Consider the following 17144-nt stretch of genomic DNA (forward strand, 5'->3'; position numbering starts at 1 on the left):
TCATTGCGGTATGGGGCCAGAGTAAACTTTCATTCCGCCATGGAGCTATCCGGGATCGAATCGGGGTTGATGCGTAAATAACAGCTGTATCATAAAAATATGATTGCATGATTGCCGCGCTGATGCATAAGTGCGGCTATCCGTGTACTTTTCCCACAATGGACTGTGCGATGAAATATCTCAGGGTATTTATAGCGGCCTTTTTTTTTGTACTGGCATTCCTTGATGACGGCCTTCTGGCGTCGGAATTAAGTCGCACCGTTGCCTTCATGAGAACCCAGGGCCGGGCGGCCGCGGTCGGTACCCTGGATGCCCTGTATTACAATCCGGCTGGTATCGCCGGCATCAAGGATGGATTCTACATTGATGTCGGATATCAGCTCATGACGAAAACCACCGCTTATTCCGTTTCGCACATGAACGGCGAAGACAAGAAGCCCTCATGGTTCATCCCGAATTTCGCGGCGGCCTTCAAGAAGGGCAAAGGTGCGGTTTTCATCTCCCTCTCCATGCCCGAGGGCGTTGAATTGCTTGAATTCAGGAAGCCCCAGGGGAGCATGCCGATTGTCGGTTATCTCGGGCTTGACCTTGACGCGGTCCAGATGGGCGCGCTCAGGGGCCTGGGTTTGACGGCGCGGGCCGGATCGGTGGAACTGCCGATGGTATCTTACGTGAAGGCGAGCAGGTACTGGCTCCAGGGGAGGGTGGGGGGCGCCTTTGCCGTCGCCGATTCCTTTTCTTTTGCCGGCGGCATTTCCTGCAGTTATTACAGGGCAGACCGCTCGGCCGGCGTGGCCGGCCTGGGAACCATTGATAAGATCGAGAGAAATGCCTTCGGCTGGTCGGGCTTTGCCGGATTTATGATCGGGCCCCCCAACAAGTTTGTGCTGGCGGCATTCTACGAGACCCAGGTGATCACCCGCGGCAAGGAAAAGAACGTCAAGTACAACTATACCCATATGACTGAGCAGCGCTATCCCGATTCCCTTCTTATCGGCTTTAACATCAAAACCGGCGACGGGGCGTCGCTGCAGTTTTCCTACCAGGTCGCCTTTACCGGTGAAAGAAGGTATGGAACGAAGAATATCCTTACCGGCAATCATGAAATCGGCTATCTTGACTGGGCCATGGTCCTGTGGAACGCTTCAGCCTGGGCCGCGCTCCCCCTGATAGCGAACGGGAATTCCCAGAACTACAAGTATAAGAACAGGCACAGCGTCGGTTTTACCATGGAGTTCAATGTCAGCGGGGTCGTGCCCAGCATGGGGATCTCCTACTCGACCCAGGAGAAATATCCCCGGACCCAGAATCCCCTTGACCCGGACCTTGCCAGGGTCGGCTTCGGCGCCGGGGTCAAGATTACGACCTCAAACAGCGTCACCATGGAATCCGCCATCGCCTACTATTTTTATATCAAGGACCGCATGTTCCATAATTCGGTCAAGATGAACAAGATGGCATGGACGTGGGGGGTCGGCGCGACTTTCAAAGCCTATTGATGATCTCTTGTCATTCCTTGATCTTGCGCAGAATCCTGGCGGAATCGTCATAACGGCCCAGCCTGCGATAGGCGTTGGCCAGGGCCCGGGCCGTATCGGTGTCTTCTTCCTTCATATCGTGGGCCTGTTCAAGGTAGGGCAATGAGCCTCTGGTGTCCCCTTTTTTCTCCAGGGCTTTTCCGGCGTAAAGGTAGGCGCTGTAGTCCGTCCTTCCTTCCTTGATGGCTTTCTTTAAATATTCCGACGCCTTTTCGTGGTTCCCGGTTTCGAAGAGGGCAACTCCATAGCAAAAGAGCAGGTTCGGGTTCGTGCCCGGCTTTCTTTTATGGAAGATTCTCTCGATATCCCGGTATTGTCCCTGTTCAAAGAGGGTCAGGACCGTTTCCTCGAGTATCTTTTCCGGAATCGGTTCCTCATCCGATGTGTCGAGAATAGCTTCCGCGCCGTTGCTGCGCCTGCCGAGCTTGATCAGGTTCAATCCCTTGAGCCTGCGGAGATCGCTGTTTTCCGGGTAGGCCATCATCAGGTCTTTGAGATATTTTTCCAGCTTTTCATATTCCTTGTTCGTATATAATTCTTCCGCTTTGGTTATCTGCTGTTCGATGGTCAGCCCCCGGAATTTTTCATAATAGATCTTCATGTAATAGGAGTATACTTCCTGGCTGTTAAAATACGAATAGACTCCTGCCCCGACTATGATGAGAAAGATCAGGTATTTCTTAATGGAAACTTGTCTCTTTGGCATGGCATGGCTCCAGGACCTTCTATTTGAATGGGGAAGTCCGATAATTTCAAGCATAATATTTGACCGCAGCGCTCTGATAGGTGCGGGTTTAAACCCGCACCTATCAGAGCGCGCAAAACATTATGCGACAAAATCCCACACACGCTATTTCCCAGGGTGCTGTCCGGTATTCAGCTTTTCAGGCGGCAAGGGGTCAGAGTAAAACATGTAATTAATTTCTTGAAATAAAACATATCAGCTAATAAGTATGGTTTTTTGAACAGTTTCCAGAAAAAATCCAACCCTGGGATTTTTCTGGAAAAAAATTTTCGATTTTTCCTGTTTGATCGTTATACTAGACAAAGGACACGGACATGAAGCGTCTTAGAATGCCAATCATAGTGATCACCCTCCTCTGCTCAACCGCTCTTTTTTCCATCACGGGCGAGGAGGCTGTGGAGAAATTCAGCAATAGAATGCGCCGCATCGGAAAACTGACCGGCGTCATTTCCTGGACCTCCCTGGACGGTCAGACCTATTCAGGCAGCTTCAAATATATGTCGCCGGACAAGGTGTATGTAAAATTCACCAGCCCGACCGAGAAGATACTGGTCTCCAATGGCAAGACCCTCTGGATCTACAGCCCCGGGACCAACATGTGCGGCATCCAGGAGCTGGCGAAGGGATCTTCGTCGGGCGGGATCGTGGGGCTTGTGGCCGGGTATAACGGCATAGCGGCCGGCAATGAGTCGGGATATACCATCAAGCTGAAGAGCGACGATAAGCAGTACCGGGAGATCATCCTGAGCGTTGACGGCACCTACATGCTGAGGGGCGCCATCTTCAAGCGCGAAGACGGAAGGATCATCAGCTTCTCCCTTTCGGACGTGAGCGGCAAGGCCGACGTGAGGGAGGGTCTCTTCAATTTCAAGGTTCCAAAGGGCGCGCAGATTGTAAAGAATCCCATGAATATACGATGACCCGAAGTCGGCCGAACATAATAAGCCGTTTCGAACTATCATTTCGACGAATCCCGGCATGCCGGGATGTGGAGAAATCATAACAAGGATGTGCCACATCCAGGTTTTCTCACCCCGCACGTCGGGGTTCGAAATGACAAAGATAGAAAAAAAGTAAGTTCAATCGTTTCCCCCTCGATCACCGGTAAAATTTACGCTACGGTATGCTTGTATGAAGACCATGGATATCTCATGCGTTCCAATTATCAAGAAATGCCTGATAAAAGCCGCGGCATGCCCTTTGTGGAGAATGATATTCGTTCCCTCGTGCTTCATCTTCATGATGTTGTGCGGTACGATACTGCTCTCCTATTCGTATTTTCTTGACGGGGAGGTCAATGCCGCCGGGCCGGCCATGGTGGGGGCGGCCTGCGCCGTTGCCCCGCTCGTCTATTTCAATGCATTGAAGATAAAGGCCGCGCCGGGACGCGCCGTCATCCCCTCGAATACCCTGCGCGCCACAGTCATGGCGGCCCTTGCCTGCGCGTTATCGGTCCTGGCATGCGGCAGGATACGGGACGCCGTGGCCGGCGGGGGCGCCGCGCCCGGCCTTGAAACCTGGACCGCCCATGTCGAAAGCGTCATTGAAAAGCGGTATTACCGTGAGGCCGGAATACGTTTCTGGAAAGAGGGTGGGGGCGATGCCGCGCGTCATGGCCTGGCCCGCGTTACCGGCGGGTCCATGGGCCAGGGGGACACGATAAGGTTTGCGGCCAGGCCCAGGGAAGTGACGGCACGTGGAGATGGCCTGTCATCCTCGAACCGCACCCTTCTCATGAAAGGCATCCGCCATGTCTTCTATCTCGAAGGCAAATCCATCACGATCGCCAAGGCCGGGTCCTCCTTCAGGGAAGGAGCCCGGAAGAGGCTCGCATCGAATTGCGACAGGCTATTCAACCGGAAAACATCCGCCATGGTCAAGGCCCTTTATTTCGGGAACCAGGACTACATCGACAAGATAACCATGAACGATTACAAGCGGGCGGGCGTTTTTCATATTTTGTCCGCCGGGGGCCTCCATGTGGGCGTCATTGCCGCCATCCCGCTCTTCCTGCTGGGGATCATCCGCGTCAATCGCAGGATCATAATGGCCGCGGCGGTCATCGCGGTGTTCCTCTACATGTACATGACCGACATGCCCGTCTGCCTTCTCCGGTCCTGCATCATGTTCTTCATGTATGCGGCGCAGCGCATCGCCGGCAGGGAAGTGAATATCTTCAACACTTTTTTCCTGTCCGGCGCCGCGATCCTGTTTCTCTTTCCCCATGAGATCTTCGGGCTGGGATTTCAGCTGAGCTACGGAGCAACATTGGGGATCCTCCTCTTTCACGGCTCCTATCGCAAAACCCTGTCCTGGCTGCCGGGATTCATATCAAATCCCCTGGCCCTTACCATCGCGGCGCAGCTTTTGATCATACCGGTCCTCCTGGTTCGATTGAACGAGCTCAACCTGGCGGGCCTGCTCTCCAACATCATCGTGGTCCCCCTCATGTCCCTGCTCCTCGTCGCTTCTCTCGCGGCCCACGCGCTCTCCATCGTGTCCGGGATAGGTCTCTGGGCCGGCCGCGCCGTGGACCTTGTCTACGGACTGTGCGGGATGATCGTGGAATTCATGTCGGGCCTGGACGGTCACTTTTACGTGGCCGCGGCAGGACCGGCCCTTATAGCGGCTTTCTGCCTCCTGGCTGCGCCACTGGTCCCGGGATTGAGAGCCAGGCGCATGGCGTCTCTCCTGGTCGCGGCCGCCGTTGCCATTGCCTGGCTATCCCTCGGCATCCCCGGCATGGCGAGGGATTCGGTCATCGTGGTGAGGCATGACGCCGGCGCCTGCATGGTGCTGAAGAAGGGAGCGACACTGTCCATTGCCGGCCAGGTTCCCGACAGGGCCTTTGCGAATGATTTGTTAAAAATCATCTCCGCTTCATCGCCCCGCGAGGTGGAGCTCCACATTACCGACCCGGACTACAGGAATATGGCCGGATACGGTCTTCTCATGAAGCGCCTGCCGGTGCGGCGCTGCTACCTTGCCGGCGGTTTCAGGGTCCGCGGGTACACGAGGAGGTTTTTCGATATCCTCGAAAGGGACGGGACCGAGCTGGTCATTCCCGAGGGTGTGTCCTCCGCGGCCCATGAAAACAAGGCGGCCCCCATGGAATCGGCGGGGCATATCAGCCGCCTGTACCGGGCAGTTGCCGCCGGCGGGACCCCTCCGCCGGTCGATGGCGCCAAAAAAATGAAAATACAATATTTAACTTTACATTAATCCCGTGACGATTAAAGTAGTGTAGCGTCATGTGCCGAGCCGGCGCGATCATATCATACGAGTGCCCGAAATGCTTGATTCATCAGCCCTGGCAAAACAGTTTGACCGCGGGGAAGAGGTCTATTTCAGCTTTCAGTATTTGACCCGGGATATTGAAGTCGATATAAATTCCCTTCTCGCCAAGGTCCTTTCCCGCATTGATATGGCCTACCTCTATGATACCTTTGAGTCGGTGGTACGGGAACTGGTGCAAAACGCGATGAAGGCGAACATGAAGCGCGTCAGCTTCAAGGAGATGAAGCTGGACATCAACAACGGCGATGACTACCAGAAGGGGATGCGGAAATTCAAAAAGGTCGTCTACCGCCCGGAGCTCCTCAGGGAAAGGCTCCTCGCAAGCCCCTTCCGGATCGTCATCAAGCTTCATAGGACCGGGTCCGGGGTCGTCCTTGAAATCAGCAATAACGCCCGGGTCCTTCCGGTGGAGCTGGATCGGATGATGTTCCGGGCCAGGAAGGCCGCGGAATGCGGAAATTTCGCCGAGGCTTACGAGAACATGTATGACGAGTCGGAGGGCGCGGGACTGGGAATTATTCTGTCGGTGATGCTGCTCAAGAATGCCGGCATTGATACCGGTAATTTCAGCATCCGGGCTGACGGCGACCTGCTGAAAATCGCGATAGTTATCCCCTCCATGCTGAAGGGCCCCGAGATAACATCGGAAATAGGAAACAGGATCCTGGACGACGTCAAGACACTGCCGACGTTCCCCGAGAACATCCTGGAGCTGCGATCCCTCTGCAACAATCCCGATACGTCCATTGAGGCCCTTTCGGATAAGATATCCCTCGATCCGTCGCTGGCCGCGGACGTCCTCAGGCTGTCAAATTCCGCCGGCTTTATCACCGGCAAGCGGATCAACAAGATCGGCGAAGCCATCATGGTCATCGGCATGAAAAACCTGGAGTCGCTCCTGGTGGCATCGGCGTCGCGCAAGATCCTTGACAAGCGCTACCGGAAGTTCGAACAGGTGTGGGATCACTGCAACAAAACCGCCTACTACGCGCGCCGGATCGCCCTCGAAAACGGGTGCGGGAAGCTGGCCGACACCGTTTTCATCGCGGGGCTCCTCCACGATATCGGGAAGATCGTGCTCCTGTCGACCGATCTGCCGCTGGTGGAGCAGATATCGGACATCGTCAGGAACCGTAAGATCAGGACCACGACCATCCTGGAGGAGATCTATATCGGCATGAGCCATTCCACCATCGGCTCCCTCATCGCCGAGAAATGGAATTTCCCCGATGAACTCGTGGAAAGCATCAGGTATCACCACGCGCCCCTGCATCCCGAAATAGTCAACCGGGACACGGTCATGATCGTATACCTGGCCAATCAGCTGTGCTATCTGGAAGCAAAGGGAATGGACCTCATGTTTTTCGAGGCCGATGTCCTCGCGAGGTTCGGCATCCATTCCCGGGACGAGCTGGACGACCTGGCCCGGCGCCTCCAGAAGCGGTATTACTTGCAGGAAAAGCTGCTATAAATAACGACATGGGCACCTACGTAGTAAAAGAAACACCCGGCGGAAAGCATACGCTCATCTATCGGAATTCCCGGGAAGTGCGTATCCATTCCGCCTATGAACCGGACCGGGAGGCTGACCGTGCCGTCGAGGTCTTTTCCACCGGCAGGGCCACCGTGATAGCCGTATCCGGCGTGGGTCTCGGGTACCACCTTGAGAGCCTGAAGCGCCGGTTTCCCGGCAAGCCCTTGGTGGCGGTGGAACATGATCCCGAGGTGGTCGCCTTGGCCCGGAAGACCTGCCCGGCGCACCTGGAAGGCGTGACCGTGATCTCTTCCAGCGCCGATCTCGCGAGCGTGTTCGAGGAGATCGACATGTCGGGGTTCCGGGGCATCGCCCACTATGTGCACCGGCCGTCATACCAGCTCCACAGGGAATTCTACGATGCCCTGTTCCGGGACATGAACCAGTACGCGACATCGAAGATAAGCGATCTCCTGACGCGGTTCGAGTTCGAGGAGCGGTGGGTCGAGAACATTCTCGGCAATGTGAAGCACCTGTTCTCGTCGCACCGCGTGCGGGACCTCTTCGGCGCCTTCGGTGGGTTCCCCGGCGTTATCGTCTCGGCCGGGCCGAGCCTGCGCCGGAATGTGCGCCTTCTCCGGGAGATGCGGGACCGCGCCCTCGTTGTCGCGGTGGACACGGCCGCGCCGGTTCTCCAGAAGGAAGGCATCGTCCCCCACGTGGTCATGACCCTGGACGCCCAGAAGTACAGCATAAAGCATTTTATCGGCATACGGGAAAGCGGGGCCGCCCTCCTGGCGGACCTGGTCTGCTATCCGCCGGTGATACGATCCTACGACGGGCCGCGGATCGTGAGCACCACATCGAAGTACTACAAATCGGCGGACGGCGACCTGAAGCGGGAGATGACGCCCATCATGGACTGGGTCGAGAAGCACGCGGGCCCGGTCGGCGACATACAGTCGGGCGGCTCCGTCGCCACCAGCGCCTTTGACCTTCTCCTGAACCTGGGGTGCAGCCCCATTATACTGGTCGGGCAGGACCTTGCCTATACCGGGCGTGAGATACACTGCAGCGGAACCCATCATAACGATGAATGGCTTCCCCGGTATACGCGTTTTTACAACCTTGACACCATAAACCAGAATGTCGTGCGCAGGCGCAAGATCAAGTACGTGCCGGCCTATGGCGGAGCGGGGACGGTCATTTCCGATTTCGTCTTCGACCTGTACCGCGGCTGGTTCGAGGATTCCGCACGCAAGGTGAAGGTGCCGGTCATCAACGCCACCGAGGGGGGAGCCCTCATCGCCAATACCGAGGAGCGCTCCCTGGCGTCACTTGTGGAGCGGTATCCGGCGCGCACGCCCTCTCCCGGCGAGGTCCTGGACCGGGCCCTCGGCGCGGCGAAGCGCGATGACCCCGGCCGGCTCCTCGGTGCCATGGAGAATGTCATAGGCGAGCTCGTCGGCATCAGGGCCGAGGCTGAGCGCGCCCTTGACGACCGGGAGCTGGCACGCGCCGTCGATGACCGGGCCAACAGTCCCGCCCTGGGCCCGGTACTGCGGCCATTCCTGAGAAAGGCCAATACCTTTATCGCGCGCTATAATGCGTCCCCGGAAGAGGCGGAGCGTCTCCTTTTAAAAGATATCATTATCGCCGCCGGAAAGCTCGTGCCGCTGCTGGAGAAGAGCAGGCGGGAACTGGCGGGCCTGTAAAGGAGAGGCCGTGATAACCCGCTTTCATTAACGGGATCTCCCTAAAGAATCCATGGCTGAAAAACCGATAATAATAACGAATACTAACCGCAATTTTGGAACGAACAGGACGAAAAGCATGGTAAAAAGATTATTATCGGTCATAATGATCACCGCATTTGCAATGATCGATTCACTGGCGCAACCCAAGGCGGCGCCCCCGGACGCCGTCGACTGGTGCCGCGGTATCGTGGTTTCCCATGTCGTATCGAAGGTCGACATTGACCGGCGGGGAACGCCGGTGCACCGGGAGAGTGGATCGGTTGTTTCCCTGAACCGCGGCAGGGTCAACGCGTACCACAGGGCCCGTGATCTTGCCCTGGAAAATATCGCTCGCCTGGTCAGGGAGATAAGGATCGATGGCGATACCATGCTTTCAGATTTGATCGAGGAGGATGAAACGGCCCAGAGGCGCATCGCCAACGTCATAGCTACGCGCGTGAAGGTGAGGGAATTCCCGACTGGATTCGCAGAGTCAACCTGCCGCGCCGAGCTGAAGATCGGCGACATTCTCCATGCCGTTCCCTACGCATACCCCGGCGACGATTTTCCCGTGCGCACCGATAACCCGATTCCGACCAGGTACACGAGCCTGGTTGTTGATACCCGGGGCCTCCATGTCGAGCCGATGATCCTTCCCTCGGTGTACAATGAAAACGGCCTGGAAGTGTACGGGCGTAACTACGTGGACATACGGTACGCGGGAAAGTACGGGATCGCGTCCTATGCCAGTACGGACGACGAGGCTATGAAATCGCGGATCGCCGGTGACCACCCCTTTTATACCGTCGCCATAAAGGAATTAAAGGGGTGCCCCGTCATTTCCGACCGTGATATCCGCAAGCTTTTCAGCAGCGAAGAAACGATGGGATATCTGAAAAAGTGCCGGGTAATTTTTATTATTGATAAAAAGAAAAAGAGGTAGTATATTTGATTTGTAATGTAAACCATGTTGTCGTTAAAGTTCGCGGCAACAGTGTCGGGACTGGGATGGCAACAGAGAGGCGCATCGCGCGGCTGTTCCGGGTATAACCGGGAGAAAACAATGAAAGTGAATCTGTCACCGAAACAAGTGGGCGACGCCGTAACGGGCGTTGACAAACTGATCGGCAAGATACCGAAGAAGACGCAGCAGACGGTCCGAAGCGTTTTCATGCTCCTGATCTTCATGGCAACGGTCGGCGGGATCGCCATGGGAGTCATGTGGGGCAAGCAGGCGGCGGAGATTAAAAGCGCCCCCATCATCGAGCGCACCAACGACGCCTTCGAGCTGGACATCAAGCGGGAGCATCCGGAAGGAACATTCTCCGTGCTCGACAGCGAGATGATAAATGAAATGAAAAAGATGGATCCCGGGAAGGCGCAGTTCCCAACGCGCGCAACCATGGAGCCGGAAGTCGACAAGGGTATCATCGAGGGCGAGTCAGGAAGGAAAGTGAAGCAGTCGCCGGAGATCAGGTCACAGGATCCCCTGTTCGAGGGTGAATACAGGAAAAAGCCGTCGATCGAATCGGACGTGAAATCCATAGAAAAAAGATCAGGAGCCTCCCTCAAGGATCGGGAATCGCTGATTGAAAATGAGAAGAAGGGAATGTCTCCTCTCGGGGAAAGGGGGCCGGAGGACCGGGGCGATCCCTACATGGATGAGCCGGGCGGGAATCGTCCTGAAAAGAGAGCCTCCCCGAAACTTGAAGATAGCGGGACCCAGGCGGGCCCGGAAAAAGGAGAAGCCAGGCCGGCCCGCAAGCGCAGACCGGCATCCGACTCCGATATCCGCGGGCTGGATTCGGGAGTCAGGCGGCTGCAGAAGAAACGGCCGTCCCGGGACACGGACATACGGTCCCTGGAGCCGAACAATCGTGAAGAAGGAATAGTCGGAGAGTGAAACATATCGTTCTAATACTGATGCTGTGCTCCATCCCCGCGGCGGGGAAGGAGATGGCGGGGTATCATATCGCCAAGGACTTCAATCAGACCGAGGACATTATCAATAATATCCTGAAAGAGAAAACGGACGCGAAGTCCCCTGAGAAGCAAGAGGCCGTACCGGCAGACCCCTCCGGCGGCGAGAAAAAGGAGTCAGCCCAACCGGCCGAGGAGAAGAAATCGATTCCCGTAATCCTTCCGGGGAAGGATAAGAAGGGAGTCGCGGCCAAGGAGGAGACCGCTCCGCGGGTGACCAACGAGGAGCAGGTGCTCCTGAAAACCGGCATTGATTTTTATAATAACGGCCTCTATGATCATTCCCTGAAAAAATTCCAGGACCTGTCGACGAAGTTTCCCCAGGGGACCTTCAAGGACAGCGCCCGCTTCTGGACGGGCAAGGTATATCTCAAGCAATATAAATACGATGATGCCATAAGGGAATTTACCTCGGTCACGCCCCAGTCGGGGGATTATCCGGCCTCTCTTTATTTTTCCGGGGAAGGCCTCCTTATGAAAGGGGACCAGATAGGATCCATAGAGTACTACCAGAGGGTGCAGGCCCAGTTCCCGGCCCATGAGCTCGCGGACAAGGCCCTTCTGAACATGGGCAGGCTCTACCTGTCACAGCAGAAAGGGGCCCAGGCCCTTGATTCGGCGGTGAAGATCATCAAGTATTACAAGGACCGCGATACCATCGATGACGCCTATTACCTCATGGGCAAGGTCTACGAGAAGGACTCGCGGCTGAAGGACATCGAGACGGCCAGGAAAATCTACCGGCAATTCATCAAGAAAGGAGAGACCGATCCCCGCTTTGGAAAATCGCCGCTGAAAAAACGGGTCACCGACGACCTGCGGCGCATAGACAACATGTATTTCAAGCTTGAAAAGTGACGGGTGGCCCATGATGGATCAGGGAAGGTCAAAATACAGTTACCGGGAGACGGGCCTTTCGCCGCACATGGAGGATTATGTGGAGGCGATCGTCGTGCTTTCGGAGACGAACCGGGTCGTCCGCGTCAAGGACATCGCCAAGAAGCTGAATATCAAGATGCCCAGCGTGTCGGCGGCCCTCTCAAAGCTTAAGGAAATGGATCTCATCGATTATGAAAAATACGGCTACATCGAGCTGACCGAGAAGGGCCATGACCTGGCGGGCCGCGTTTTGAAGCGCCATAACTGCCTCATCGACTTCTTCAGCAATGTGCTCCAGGTCGACCCGGCCGAGGCCGACGGCGAAGCGTGCAAGGTAGAGCATGCCCTGGCCCCGGGCACCTGCTCGCAGATCCACAAGTTCCTGGATTTCTACAAGGAAGAGGAGTCCGCGGGGAGCGAGTGGGTTGCCCGCCTCAAGAAATTGCTCGGATAGAAATAAAAAACGGGCGCTTTCGTGCCCGTTTTTTTATCAAAAAATATTGCCGATCGACAGGAAGTTATCAGCTCGCCTTTTCCTTTTTCTTGGCTTCCATCTCCTTCAAGACCTTTTCCTGCACTTCCTTGTTCAGCGGGACATACTTGAAGAATTCCATCGAGTAGTTTGCGCGCCCGCTGGAGATATTGCGCAGCTGCGTGGCGTAGCCGAACATCTCCATGAGGGGTACGAAGCCGATGACCTTCTGGGAGCCCTTGCGGTAGCGGCGCATCGATTCGATGCGTCCCCGCCGCTTGTTCAGGTCGCCCACGACCTCGCCGATGTAATCATCCGGGGTGTTGACCTCGATCTTCATCATCGGCTCGAGTAAAATGGGATTGGCCTTGAGGAAGCCTTCCTTGAAGCAGATGGCGGCGCAGGTCCGGAACGCCATGTCGGAGGAGTCGACCTCGTGGTAGGTGCCGTCGAGGAGCACCACCTTCACATCGACCACCGGGAATTCCGAGAGGATGCCATCGGCCATGGTTGCCTCCACGCCCTTGCGAACCGACGGGATATACTCATTAGGTATGACGCCGCCCTTGATACGATCCTCGAACTCGAAGCCCTTGCCCTCGTTGGGCTCGAGGCGCATCACGGTGTGGGCGTATTGTCCGCGGCCGCCGGTCTGCTTCGAGTGCTTGTAGTTGCTTTCTACTTCCTTCGTGATGGTTTCGCGGAAGGCCACTGACGGCGCGCCTACCTCGGCGATGGCGTCGAATTCCGTCTTCAGGCGGTCGATGATGATCTCCAGGTGGAGCTCGCCCATGCCGGCGATGATGGTTTCATTCGTTTCATCGTTGAACCGCACTTTGAAAGACGGGTCTTCCATGGCCAGCTTGCGGAGGGCCGCCCCGAGCTTTTCCTCCTCCTTCTTGGAGGGGGGCGTGATCTTCATCTCGATGACCGAAGGAGGAATGAATATCGACTCCAGGTAGAGAGGATGATCGGAATCGCACAGCGTGTCGCCGGTCTTGGTGAATTTCATGCCGATGAGGGCCACGATATCGCCGGGGCCGGCGGTTTCAACCTCTTCTCGCTCCTTGGCGTGGATCCTGAGGATCCGGCCGATGCGCTCGGTTTTCTGCTTTGTCGAGTTGTATACCTGCATGCCGCTCTTCAATTCGCCGGAGTAGACCCGGATGAATGTCTGCTGCCCCACGTAGGGATCGTGGATCAGCTTGAAGGCGAGGGCCGCAAAGGGGTCCTTGCCGGAAGGATGCCGGGTGTGTGATTTTTCCGAATCGTTAATATCCATACCGACGATCGCGCCCTTGTCGATGGGCGATGGCAGGTAATCCACTACCGAATCCAGCAGCTGGTGCACTCCCTTGTTCTTGTACGCGGAACCGCACAGGACCGGGGTAATAAGCATCTTGATGGTGGCCTCGCGGGCGGCTTTTTTAAGGAGCTCGGTGGGAATTTCCTTCCCGTTCAGGTACAGGTCGGCGATCTCTTCATTATAATCAGCGAGTTTTTCAATGACATGCTGGCGGGCTTCTTCGGTTTTGGTCTTGTAATCCTCGGGCACGTCTTCGATGACACGGTCTTTGTCCTTGAACAAATGGGCCTTTCTCTCGATGACATCTATGCAGCCCTCAAAGCTGTCTTCAATGCCGATAGGAATCTGGAAGGGAACCGGGTTCGCGTCGAGATATTTCTCCATCTGGTGGACGACTTCATGGAAGTCAGCGCCGATGCGGTCCATCTTGTTGACATAAGCGATCCGGGGCACCCGGTAACGGTCGGCCTGGTTCCACACGGTCTCGCTCTGGGGCTCGACGCCGCCCACGGCGCAGAACACGGCGACCATGCCGTCAATGACCCGCAGGGACCGCTCTACCTCGACGGTGAAATCGACGTGGCCCGGTGTGTCAATGATATTGACCTGGTGGTTGTTCCAGGTGCAGGAAATGGCCGCGGAGGCGATGGTGATGCCCCGCTCCTGCTCCTGCTTCATGAAGTCCATGGTGGCTTCACCGTCGTGCACTTCGCCCAGCTTCCTCGTGGTGCCGGTGAAGAAGAGAATACGCTCGGTAACGGTCGTTTTGCCCGCGTCTATATGCGCGGCGATACCAATATTTCTCAGTTTCTGTAATGGCATAGTGATTCCTCAAGCTATTTATAATATTCGGCAGATTCGGCACGGGAGCTTGTCTGCAGTTATCGTCAATCCTGATGGACCGTCTTTCGGCAAAATAAGGGGCATAATCTACGGAGGTCTTTTTTTGTCAATAGAAAATTTGTGAAAAATTTTTGATTAACATTTTATTCCTGCAGGATGTCAATCATGCTCAGCTGCAGCTCCGCCTGCTGGCGGTAGGCCGAATCCGCGTGGTTTTCCACTATATCATTGAATATCTCGGCCGCTTTTTTCTCGTTCCCCATCTTGATGTGGCATATGCCGATATTGAAATACGCCTCAATGCCGCTTTCGGTATTGCTGAATTCCTCGTACAGGGCCCGGTAGTTATCAATGGCCTTCATGTATTCCATGCGGTTGAAATATATCTCCGCGATGTGGCGGTACACCTCGTGGCGGTGGGTGCCGTTGTAGTAAATTTCCAGGTATTCGTTGAATGTCTCAAGGGCCTTGTTGTATTTCTTGATTTTCAGGAATCCGACGCCGTTCTGGAACTTGAGATCGTCCGCGAGTGCATCGAGGCTTTGACTCTCGTCTTTAACGTCAGCGGCGTGAATAACACCCGGCGTCACGGCCAGGGACAGGATAACAATCAGGATAATTCGTATGGCGCCCATGTTAACGTTCCTTGTACATCAGATTATAGATTGAATTTCGGCATTAATGAGACATAATATTAGCATTTTTTGTATTGTGGAAGTGTCAGAGTAAGTTCCAGGCGCCGGGCGTTGAAAAAAGGGAAGATAGTTATCGCCCCTCTTCCAAATTTCAGTCGGATTGGTGGATTTCACTGCATGGCTGTGGCAAGTCTATAGTATTCTTGTGATGCCATGGATTTTACAGGGCCCTGCCTACAGGTTTTGCTCTGACCCCATGGTAATGTCCGGCGCCGGCCCCTCGGCGGCATCCAGGCTCCCGTATCGGAGGGCCGCCTTGATCAGAATGACAGCCACCAGGAACATGGCGGCGCACACGTTGAAGGCCACCAGGTAGGAATCCCGGTAATCGATGAGGAATCCCAGGCCAAGGGCGAAGATCATCATGCCGCCGTTAAATGAAGCGGTAAAGAGGGCGTTGGCCTTGCTCCGGTCCCCGGGATCAACGATGCTCACCTGGATGGTGTTCAGCACCGGGTAAAGGATTCCGTGGGTGATCCCGTACATGACGCTCACCACGATCAGCATGAGGATGGAATCAAGAAAATTGAGGAAGACGTTCATCATAGCGCCGACGATGAAAACGGCCATGATCAGGGCGCTTTTGCTGAAGCGGCTGACCTGCTTGATGAAGGTAAACCGGATAATAATAAGCACCGCTATGTACATCAGAAAAAAATATGAGAAATTGAACGGCGTGGTGGTGCGGATGAAGTTCGGGAGATATGTCACGATGACGCCGAATCCGCCGCCGAAGATCATGGAGACGAAGAACATGATGACGAACTTAGGCTTTGCCATGAGATGCAGGGATCCGCGGCTCTCTGGCAGGGCATCGGTGAAAGCGGCTCCCTCGGGGCGCGGCATGACAAAGGTTATGGCAAGGCTCATCAGCACCAGCGCCACCGAAAGGGCGAATATCACCTGGTGGGGGTATCCGCGGGAAAGGATCATCTCGCCGACAAAGGGGCTTATGGCGTTGCTGATGGCGCCGGTGATGCCATAGATGCCGATGGCCTCCGCGGCCTCTTTCATGGGGACTATCTCGAAAATGATCGAAGTTCCCAGGATCATGGCCACGGAGAATCCGATCCCATGGACGATCCGTATTATGAGGAGCGCCCATGTCAGCGATGTCACCAGCAGGTACGACGCGTATGCGCAGGCGATGATCATGTAGCCGACACGAAGAAGGCGTATCCTGTCCCTGCCGTGCATGATAACTCCCATGTTGATCGCCGTGATGATAGTGAAGATTTTATCGACATTATTCATTATCCCGATATAGGATTCGGTGGCGCCCAGATTTTTCAGGTAGATCGGCAGGAGTATAAAGAGGGAATTGCCAAGGAAAAACATTAAGTTTGCCAGGGCCAGATAATAGAATAATGAATTATACCGCTTCATGGCTTAACCATATTGATGGTTGATGAATAGCAAGGATTTTTTGCTTTTCGAGGGATAGTTTTACTCTGGCACCGGGATTGCACATTGTGCGGCCAGAGAAACCATGAAATTGGAAATTATAGAACTTATGAATATAATCATATTTATGGCCGCTATTTTTAAAAGTCCGGGCTGGAAAATGGATTGCATTAATAATAATAGAGATATTAATAGAATATAGAGCATGGAGGCCATTGATGGAACTAAAAGAAGCGATCCTGAAACGAAGAAGCGTCAGGAAATTCACCGGCTACCAGGTCACCGATGAAGATGTCAATGAATTGCTTGAGGCAGCCCGGTGGGCCCCATCTTGGGCCAACACCCAGGTCTGGGAATTCATTGTAGTCAGGGACAGACAGATAATCGAAAAGATCGCCGCCACCCTTGCTCAGAATAATCCGGCGGTCAAGTGCACCCAATCGGCCTCGGTGGTCATAGTGGGATGCGCCAGAAGGGGCGTTTCCGGCGCCCATGACGGGAAAAACCTCACCATATTCTCCGAATGGTTCATGTTCGACCTGGCGCTGGCTGTGCAGAATCTCTGCCTGCGCGCCCATGATATGGGCCTCGGCACGGTCATCGTAAGTTACCTCGACCATCACGCCCTGAAAGGCGTGATGTCGGTGCCGGATGGCTATGAAGCTGTTACCGTTATTCCCGTGGGCAAACCCTCGGTACCGGACAAGCAGGGCCCGCCCCGTAGGGCTGTGGTTGATTTTACCCATCGGGACGTTTTCGGGAAAAAATAATAGAA

The 17144-nt window shown here is 55.1% G+C and carries 14 protein-coding genes; 10 read left to right on the forward strand and 4 right to left on the reverse strand.

The annotated features are described in order from the left end of the window. The first annotated feature begins 170 nt into the window (after positions 1 to 170). A complete protein-coding gene (locus KA369_14965; protein MBP7737278.1) occupies positions 171 to 1499 on the forward strand; it encodes a hypothetical protein in 1329 nt (442 codons plus the stop codon). Positions 1500 to 1509: 10 nt separating this feature from the next. Here the strand turns inward: KA369_14965 and KA369_14970 are convergent, their stop codons facing one another. Next, the gene (locus KA369_14970; protein MBP7737279.1) at positions 1510 to 2244 is read right to left on the reverse strand and encodes a tetratricopeptide repeat protein; all 735 of its coding nucleotides are present in this window, start codon (positions 2242 to 2244) and stop codon (positions 1510 to 1512) included. Positions 2245 to 2597: 353 nt separating this feature from the next. Between KA369_14970 and KA369_14975 the strand changes: the two genes are divergently transcribed. From KA369_14975 to KA369_15010, 8 genes are all read left to right on the forward strand, one after another. After that, positions 2598 to 3203 (forward strand): outer membrane lipoprotein carrier protein LolA, encoded by a 606-nt coding sequence (locus KA369_14975; protein ID MBP7737280.1) that lies wholly within the window; start codon positions 2598 to 2600, stop codon positions 3201 to 3203. Between the two features lie 211 nt (positions 3204 to 3414). Further along, a complete protein-coding gene (locus KA369_14980; GenBank protein ID MBP7737281.1) occupies positions 3415 to 5505 on the forward strand; it encodes a ComEC/Rec2 family competence protein in 2091 nt (696 codons plus the stop codon). Positions 5506 to 5575: 70 nt separating this feature from the next. Beyond that, positions 5576 to 7051 (forward strand): HDOD domain-containing protein, encoded by a 1476-nt coding sequence (locus KA369_14985; protein MBP7737282.1) that lies wholly within the window; start codon positions 5576 to 5578, stop codon positions 7049 to 7051. 8 nt (positions 7052 to 7059) lie between these two features. Beyond that, positions 7060 to 8769, forward strand: a complete 1710-nt coding sequence (locus KA369_14990) for a motility associated factor glycosyltransferase family protein (protein ID MBP7737283.1) — start codon at positions 7060 to 7062, stop codon at positions 8767 to 8769. A 118-nt stretch (positions 8770 to 8887) separates the two neighbouring features. Then, the gene (locus tag KA369_14995; protein MBP7737284.1) at positions 8888 to 9733 is read left to right on the forward strand and encodes a hypothetical protein; all 846 of its coding nucleotides are present in this window, start codon (positions 8888 to 8890) and stop codon (positions 9731 to 9733) included. A 120-nt stretch (positions 9734 to 9853) separates the two neighbouring features. After that, positions 9854 to 10693: a hypothetical protein gene (locus KA369_15000; GenBank protein ID MBP7737285.1), complete on the forward strand. Its 840-nt coding sequence runs from the start codon at positions 9854 to 9856 to the stop codon at positions 10691 to 10693. After that, entirely contained in the window at positions 10690 to 11628 is a 939-nt protein-coding gene (locus KA369_15005; protein ID MBP7737286.1) for a tetratricopeptide repeat protein, read from the forward strand. The genes KA369_15000 and KA369_15005 overlap by 4 nt, the downstream gene beginning before the upstream one ends. Positions 11629 to 11641: 13 nt before the next feature. Further along, complete coding sequence (locus KA369_15010; GenBank protein MBP7737287.1) at positions 11642 to 12103, forward strand: metal-dependent transcriptional regulator; 462 nt, start codon at positions 11642 to 11644, stop codon at positions 12101 to 12103. 67 nt (positions 12104 to 12170) lie between these two features. On the opposite strand, the gene fusA is transcribed toward KA369_15010, so the two are convergent. From fusA to KA369_15025, 3 genes are all read right to left on the reverse strand, one after another. After that, positions 12171 to 14249: an elongation factor G gene (fusA, locus tag KA369_15015; protein MBP7737288.1), complete on the reverse strand. Its 2079-nt coding sequence runs from the start codon at positions 14247 to 14249 to the stop codon at positions 12171 to 12173. A 164-nt stretch (positions 14250 to 14413) separates the two neighbouring features. Next, a complete protein-coding gene (locus KA369_15020) occupies positions 14414 to 14905 on the reverse strand; it encodes a tetratricopeptide repeat protein (protein ID MBP7737289.1) in 492 nt (163 codons plus the stop codon). 234 nt (positions 14906 to 15139) lie between these two features. Continuing rightward, positions 15140 to 16351 carry an MFS transporter gene (locus KA369_15025; GenBank protein MBP7737290.1) on the reverse strand — a complete coding sequence of 404 codons (1212 nt, stop codon included), beginning with the start codon at positions 16349 to 16351 and terminating at the stop codon, positions 15140 to 15142. A 233-nt stretch (positions 16352 to 16584) separates the two neighbouring features. Between KA369_15025 and KA369_15030 the strand changes: the two genes are divergently transcribed. Continuing rightward, a complete protein-coding gene (locus KA369_15030) occupies positions 16585 to 17139 on the forward strand; it encodes a nitroreductase family protein (GenBank protein MBP7737291.1) in 555 nt (184 codons plus the stop codon). Positions 17140 to 17144: the final 5 nt, after the last annotated feature.

The sequence above is a fragment of the Spirochaetota bacterium genome, assembly GCA_017999915.1.
Classification (GTDB): domain Bacteria; phylum Spirochaetota; class UBA4802; order UBA4802; family UBA5550; genus RBG-16-49-21.

Excerpts from the sequence above, each read along its gene's own strand:
- KA369_14965 (MBP7737278.1), top strand. The coding sequence starts at position 171 with ATGAAATATCTCAGGGTATTTATAGCGGCCTTTTTTTTTGTACTGGCA.
- KA369_14970 (MBP7737279.1), bottom strand. The coding sequence starts at position 2,244 with ATGCCAAAGAGACAAGTTTCCATTAAGAAATACCTGATCTTTCTCATC.
- KA369_14975 (MBP7737280.1), top strand. The coding sequence starts at position 2,598 with ATGAAGCGTCTTAGAATGCCAATCATAGTGATCACCCTCCTCTGCTCA.
- KA369_14980 (MBP7737281.1), top strand. The coding sequence starts at position 3,415 with ATGAAGACCATGGATATCTCATGCGTTCCAATTATCAAGAAATGCCTG.
- KA369_14985 (MBP7737282.1), top strand. The coding sequence starts at position 5,576 with ATGCTTGATTCATCAGCCCTGGCAAAACAGTTTGACCGCGGGGAAGAG.
- KA369_14990 (MBP7737283.1), top strand. The coding sequence starts at position 7,060 with ATGGGCACCTACGTAGTAAAAGAAACACCCGGCGGAAAGCATACGCTC.
- KA369_14995 (MBP7737284.1), top strand. The coding sequence starts at position 8,888 with ATGGTAAAAAGATTATTATCGGTCATAATGATCACCGCATTTGCAATG.
- KA369_15000 (MBP7737285.1), top strand. The coding sequence starts at position 9,854 with ATGAAAGTGAATCTGTCACCGAAACAAGTGGGCGACGCCGTAACGGGC.
- KA369_15010 (MBP7737287.1), top strand. The coding sequence starts at position 11,642 with ATGGATCAGGGAAGGTCAAAATACAGTTACCGGGAGACGGGCCTTTCG.
- fusA (MBP7737288.1), bottom strand. The coding sequence starts at position 14,249 with ATGCCATTACAGAAACTGAGAAATATTGGTATCGCCGCGCATATAGAC.
- KA369_15020 (MBP7737289.1), bottom strand. The coding sequence starts at position 14,905 with ATGGGCGCCATACGAATTATCCTGATTGTTATCCTGTCCCTGGCCGTG.
- KA369_15025 (MBP7737290.1), bottom strand. The coding sequence starts at position 16,351 with ATGAAGCGGTATAATTCATTATTCTATTATCTGGCCCTGGCAAACTTA.